At 70.8% G+C, this 6000-nt stretch carries 6 protein-coding genes; 2 read left to right on the top strand and 4 right to left on the bottom strand.

Annotated features, from left to right (window positions below; translation table 11 throughout):
- The first annotated feature begins 156 nt into the window (after window positions 1-156).
- Window positions 157-360: a cold-shock protein gene (locus C1J01_RS14085; protein WP_020542378.1), complete on the top strand. Its 204-nt coding sequence runs from the start codon at window positions 157-159 to the stop codon at window positions 358-360.
- Between the two features lie 113 nt (window positions 361-473).
- Window positions 474-1883 carry a hypothetical protein gene (locus C1J01_RS14090; RefSeq protein WP_146615586.1) on the top strand — a complete coding sequence of 470 codons (1410 nt, stop codon included), beginning with the start codon at window positions 474-476 and terminating at the stop codon, window positions 1881-1883.
- Here C1J01_RS14090 and serS read toward each other — a convergent pair.
- From serS to C1J01_RS14110, 4 genes are all read right to left on the bottom strand, one after another.
- The gene (gene serS / locus C1J01_RS14095; RefSeq protein ID WP_111179404.1) at window positions 1847-3109 is read right to left on the bottom strand and encodes a serine--tRNA ligase; all 1263 of its coding nucleotides are present in this window, start codon (window positions 3107-3109) and stop codon (window positions 1847-1849) included. The two genes, C1J01_RS14090 and serS, sit on opposite strands and share 37 nt — an antisense overlap.
- An 87-nt stretch (window positions 3110-3196) precedes the next feature.
- Window positions 3197-4120 carry a prephenate dehydratase gene (gene pheA, locus C1J01_RS14100; protein WP_111179405.1) on the bottom strand — a complete coding sequence of 308 codons (924 nt, stop codon included), beginning with the start codon at window positions 4118-4120 and terminating at the stop codon, window positions 3197-3199.
- Window positions 4121-4223: 103 nt separating this feature from the next.
- A complete protein-coding gene (locus C1J01_RS14105; RefSeq protein ID WP_111179406.1) occupies window positions 4224-4643 on the bottom strand; it encodes a DUF4446 family protein in 420 nt (139 codons plus the stop codon).
- A gap of 22 nt (window positions 4644-4665) precedes the next feature.
- Entirely contained in the window at window positions 4666-5871 is a 1206-nt protein-coding gene (locus C1J01_RS14110; RefSeq protein WP_235854433.1) for a glycosyltransferase 87 family protein, read from the bottom strand.
- Window positions 5872-6000: the final 129 nt, after the last annotated feature.

A 6000-nucleotide genomic window follows, 5' to 3' on the forward strand; every position in this document is an offset into this window, starting at 1 on the left:
CCAGAATGGTGTTAGATGTGATGGCGTTGTATTAGCTGATCCCGTAGTGAAAACCAGCATGACTTTGTCTGAGCCACCCCGGGAGCTTGCAGTACGACACACCGGGACTCACGAGGTGTGGGTCCCATAGATTCATCATCCTGAGGGAGAGCTTTTATGGCTCAGGGAACCGTCAAGTGGTTCAACGCCGAGAAGGGCTTCGGCTTCATCGCCCCGGACGGCGGTGCGCCGGACGTGTTCGTGCACTTCTCCGAGATCGTCGGCAGTGGCTACCGCAGCCTTGAAGACGGCCAGCGGGTCGAGTTCGAGATCACGCAGGGCCAGAAGGGGCCCCAGGCCTCTCAGGTCCGCTCCATCTGACCTGAAGTAACGGCAAGACAGACCGGGGTTCGCGTCCAGCGGGCTCCGGTCTTTGCATGTCTCAGGCCGATCTCGGTCCGAACCGATCGCGCCGGCGGACCGTCAACCTCTGCATGAGGTACGCCTGGTTATGCCACCCCGTGACCGTCGCCGGGGTGGTCGTGCTGCTGATCAACGATCATCTGCTCAAGCAGACCTGGCCCGGGTTCGTCACGGGCAAGCTCAGCGACGTGGCCGGGCTCCTCGTGGCCCCCGCCCTCCTCGCGCTGTTCCTCCCGCGCCGCGCCGACCTGGCGGCCACCGTGCTGACCGGCGTGGTCTTCGCGGGCGTGAAAACGACGGAGACGGGCGCGGACCTCGCCTCCCAGGTCTGGACCTTCGTGGGCGGCCCTTCGCGCGTCCTGGCCGATCCCAGCGATCTTCTCGCCCTGCCCGCGCTCGCCCTCGCCTGGTGGGTCCGCGAGCGCGGCACCGGCCCGGACCGCCGGCACGTGATGATCGTCACGATGCCGCTGGCCGTCCTCGCCGTCACCGCCGCCTCCGCCGCCCCGGGCGGCCCCGCGGCCGTCGCCGTGCACGAGGAGGACGGCCGGATCACCGTCCGCACCGACGCCTCGGCCGTCTGGTCCTCCGAGGACGGCGGCCGTAGCTGGACCGAGAGACCGGGCGGCCACGACGGCGAGTCCCCGCGCAGCGCCCAGTGCGTGCCCTACCAGGCCACGCGCTGCTACCGGGTGGCCGAGGACCGCATGGCCGTGGAGCAGTCGGACGACGGCGGCCGCACGTGGCGCCCCTCCTGGGCCGCCTCCCCCGACGACCTCGAACGCCTCGGCAGGCTCTACGGCGTCCCGGACGAGTCGTGCGCCGCCGCCTGCGGCCTGGCGTCGGCGGCCCTGGCCGTCCAGCACCGGCCGGAGGGGCACGTCGTGATCGTCGCCAACGGCGTGGCGGGCATCCTCGTCCGCGACCCGTCAGGCGATTGGCGGCAGGTGGGGTGGCCCGGCGCCGAGCCGCCCACGATGGACCTGGTTCTCGAACGGAACGTGGCGCTCTTCCTGGCCGCCTGCATGCTCTTCGGCGGCGTCGGGGCGGGCCTGCGCCGCTACGCGGGCGTCTACACGGGCTTCGCGGCTACCGCCTGTCTGTGCGTGCCGGTGGTCGCCGGCGATCTGTTCAGCCCCGGCGGGTCGCTGCCGTTCCTCATCGACGGCCCGGGGTGGGTGCTCGTCCTCGCCGCCCTGGTCGCGATCCCGGTGAGCACCGTGGGCTGTCTCGTGCTGGCGGTCGCGGGGAACGCGCGCGCCGTGCCGGTCGCCGTCGGGACGCTGGGCGCGCCGCTGGTCTACCTGAGCGTCTACGCGCCCTTCCACGGCTGGGCGCAGGGCACGCCGGACAGCCCTGCGGCGGCCACGGCGCTCGCCGTGCTGCTGACCGCCGTGGTGATGCTGGCGGGCGCCGCCCTGGTGCGGAACGACGCCCGCCGCGCCTACTTGGCGGGCACGAGCACGTCGAGCCCCACGTAGGGGCGCAACGCCTGCGGGACCACCACGGAGCCGTCGGCCTGCTGGTGGTTCTCCAGGATCGCCACGATCCAGCGGGTGGTGGCGAGCGTGCCGTTGAGCGTGGCCAGGTGCTGGGGCTTGCCGTCCTTGTCGCGGTAGCGGACGGCGAGCCGCCGGGCCTGGAACTCGGTGCAGTTGGAGGTCGAGGTCAGCTCTCGGTAGCGGCCCTGGGTCGGGATCCACGCTTCGCAGTCGAACTTGCGCGCGGCCGACATGCCGAGGTCGCCCGCCGCCGTGTCGATGACGCGGTAGGGCACCTCGATCTTGGCCAGCATCTCCTTCTCCCAGGCGAGCAGGCGCTGGTGCTCCTCGTGGGCGTCCTCAGGACGCACGTAGGAGAACATCTCGACCTTGTCGAACTGGTGGACGCGGATGATGCCCCGGGTGTCCTTGCCGTACGAGCCGGCCTCGCGCCGGAAGCAGGACGACCAGCCCGCGTAGCGCAGCGGCAGCTCGTCGGCGGCGAGGATCTCCTGGGCGTGGTAGCCGGCCAGCGACACCTCGGAGGTGCCGACGAGGTAGAGGTCGTCCTCGGGGAGACGGTAGATCTCCTTGTCGTGGGCCACGTGGAAGCCGGTGCCCTGCATGGTCTCCGGCTTGACCAGCACCGGAGTGATCATGGGGACGAACCCGGCCTCGATGGCCTGCTGCATCGCCATGTTGAGCAGGCCGAGCTGCAGCCGCGCGCCGACGCCCTTGAGGAAGAAGAAGCGCGAGCCGGACACCTTGGCGCCCCGCTCCATGTCGATGGCGCCGAGCGCCTCACCGAGCTCCAGGTGGTCCTTCGGCTCGAAGTCGAACGTCCTGGGCTCGCCGTGCGTCTCGAGCACGACGTAGTCGTCCTCGCCGCCGGGCGGGGCGCCCTCCTCGACGATGTTGGGCACGGTCTGGAGCAGCTCGTCGAGCTCGGCGCCCAGTTTCTCCGCCTCGGACTCGGCCGCCTTGACCTGGCCCGCGAGGTCTTTGGCCCGCTGGAGCAGCGCGGCCTTCTCCTCGCCCTGCGCCTTGGAGACCGACTTGCCCATGCTCTTCTGCTCGGCGCGCAGCGACTCGAACGAGGTCAGCGCCGATCGCCGACGCTCGTCGAGGTCGAGCAGCGTGTCGACGACTGAGTCGTCCTCACCGCGGGCACGCTGCGACGCCCGTAGCCGGTCGGGATCCTCACGAAGGGTACGCAGGTCAATCACAAAGAAAAGGCTACCGGCGTACCGACGCGTCCCGCCCCCCTATTCTTCCGTGACGCGCGCCCGCCGCGCCTGGGATGGTGGCGGGTCTCAGAACCGGCCGGTGCGGATGCGCGCCAGCCAGTCGCCCGCCTGGGCGAACTCGGCGTCGGTGGTACCGCGCTTGACCTGCGGTGCGATGCCGTCGGCCCGCGGGTAGCTGCCGAGGAAGCGCACCTCGCCGGCGATGCGGTGCAGCCCCGCCAGCGCCTCGCCGACCCGCGCGTCGGCGGCGTGGCCCTCGAAGTCGAAGTGGAAGAAGTAGCGCCCGATGCCGTCGCCGGTCGGCCGCGACTCGATGCGCGTCAGGTTGACCCCGCGTACGGAGAACTCGGTCAGCATCTCCAGCAGCGCGCCCGGGTGGTCGTCGGACAGGAAGACCACCAGCGAGGTGCGGTCGGAGCCGGTCGCCTCGGGCAGCGGCCCCCCTGGGCGGCACACCTTGACGAACCGGGTCACGGTGTCGGTCCTGTCGCCGATGTCGGAGGCCAGCTCCACCAGCCCGTAGTGCTCCCCGGCGATGGGCGCCGCGATGGCCGCGTCGTACGGCGAGCCCGGCAGCGCGACCTCCTGGGCCGCGGCGGCCGTCGAGGGGGCGGCCACCACGACGGCGTCGGGCAGCTCGCGGGAGACGTAGGCACGGCACTGGGTGATGGCCGCGGGATGCGTGTAGACCCGCTTGATGTGCGGGATCTCGGTGCCGGGCCTGGCCAGCAGGGAGAACCGCACGGGAAGCAGCAGCTCGGCGTTGATCATCAACGGCTCGCCCCAGGCGAACTCGTCGAGCGTCGTGGTGATCGCACCCTCGACGGAGTTCTCCAGCGGGACCACGGCGCCGTCGGCGTCACCCGTGCGGGCGGCGTTGAGCGCGGCGCTCACGGAGGCGCACGGCAGCCGCTCGGCGGCGGGGTCGAGGAGCCTCAGGGCCTCTTCGGTGAAGGTCCCTTCCGGTCCGAGATAGGCGAGTCTGGGCATGGGTCCAGAGTATCCGCAGGTCGGGGGCGCATGTCGCCGTTTTCGCCCTACGGCGTCCTGTAAATACGGACCGTTTCGGTCTCCCGCATGTCCGCGGCCGGCCTCACAACGTCTCGGACGCGCGGCAGCCGACCACCGGCCCGAGGCCGAGCCTGGCCGCCCGCACGGCCTCTTCCTCCTCGGGTGACAGCGGCTCCTCGCCCTTCCCGCCCACCACCGGGCGCACGTACGTACGGGTCTCGCTGCGCCCGTTGATAGAGGTCAGCACGATGCCGTCGCCCAGCCCGTTGATCATCGCGATCGAGAACGACAGCCGCCCGGTCATCTCCGAGAGCGCGTCGTAGCGGCAGACCGCGACGTCCCTGACGGCCTTGAGGTCGCCCGGGGCCTCGCTGAGTTGCCGGGACAGCATGCGCCGGCCCTCCTCCACGGTGGCCCTGGCCTCCCGTAGCGCCAGGTAGCCGATCAGCACGCCGCTGACCCCGATGACGAGGCCCGCGATCAGCCATACGGTAATGAGCACAGCACGCAGGGTAACGTCCCGGTCAAGCGATCTGCCGCCGTTTCGGCAACCAGGACACCAGCAACCACACCAGGGCGAGGGCTCCCAGGCCGTACCCGTTCTGGACGATCTTGCCCAGCACCAGGCTGACCACCGGAATGTCGGCGGCCCTCAGCGAGACCCCCCACCACGGCACCGGCACGACGTAGAACAGCCACACGCCCGCCGCCACACGCAGCCGTACCGGGTCGCGGCCGTCGCCGGCGATCGCGGCGAGCACCACGACCACCCAGGCCAGGTGGTGGATCCAGGCGACCGGCGAGAGCAGCACCGCCATGAGCCCGACGAGCGCGACCGCGGTCATCGAATCGCCCTTCTCGTACGCGTCCCGCGCCCCCCGGAACCCGTACCAGGCGACCACCGCCACCAGGACCACCCAGATCGCGGTCGTCAGCAGGTCGGGCCAGTACAGCCGGATCAGCATGCCGCGCATCGACTGGTTGGTGGTGGCCGCGTTCGCGCCGAGGCGTTCGGGGTCGAGCAGCGCCGAGAACCAGAACCCGGCCGCGTCCTGCGGGATCACCGCGAACGGCAGCAGCGTGAGCACCGCCGCCGTGAACGACGCCATGAAGAACGTCCGCCACTGCCGCGTGACCAGCAGGTAGATCAGGAAGACGCCGGGGGTGAGCTTGACCGCCGTGGCCAGCCCGATGAGGAACCCGCGCGGCCACCACGGCCTCCGCGCCACGCAGTCGGCCAGGCACAACGCCACCAGCAGGATGTCCACCTGCCCGAACCGCACCTGGTCCCTGATCGGCATCAGGTACGTGCACATCACCATGAGCGCCGCGAACACCCACGGCGCGTACGTCCGCAGCGCGTCCCTGCGCAGGGTCTCCCGGAACGCGTACCCGACGGTCACGGCCAGCGCCACGAAGATCCCGGCCGTCCACACCCACTGCGCCGTCTCCCACGACATCTTGGCCAGCACCACGGCGATCATCGCGGCGATGGGCGGATACGTGAACGGCAGTAACTGCGGCGCCGGGGTGACGTAGTCGTACAGCGGCCGTCCTTCGAGCAACATCTGGCCGCCCGTACGGTAGACGTCCAGGTCGACCAGGCGCTGGTCGTCGGGGTTGGTGAGCCACGCGTGCACGAGCGGCGTCGCGGCCGCCACCACGACGAGCGCCGCCACCGCCCACGCCCACCACTGCCGCCGTCTCACCTGCACCTCGCCACTTGTCACGATGTGGGACGTTACCGTGGCTGTTGTCGATCGAGGGCAAACACCGGGGGTCCCACCATGCCGAACGCCACACCGTACCCACCCCAGGGACGGCACGCGCGGCACCCCATCCTCCCCCTCGCCCTCATG

Origin of the sequence: Nonomuraea aridisoli, from assembly GCF_003236395.1 — a bacterium.
In the GTDB taxonomy this organism is placed as follows: domain Bacteria; phylum Actinomycetota; class Actinomycetes; order Streptosporangiales; family Streptosporangiaceae; genus Nonomuraea; species Nonomuraea aridisoli.

What these genes read in the sequence shown, in the direction of transcription:
- C1J01_RS14090 (WP_146615586.1), top strand. Translation starts at nt 474, where the DNA reads ATGAGGTACGCCTGGTTATGCCACCCCGTGACCGTCGCCGGGGTGGTC.
- pheA (WP_111179405.1), bottom strand. Translation starts at nt 4,120, where the DNA reads ATGCCCAGACTCGCCTATCTCGGACCGGAAGGGACCTTCACCGAAGAG.
- C1J01_RS14085 (WP_020542378.1), top strand. Translation starts at nt 157, where the DNA reads ATGGCTCAGGGAACCGTCAAGTGGTTCAACGCCGAGAAGGGCTTCGGC.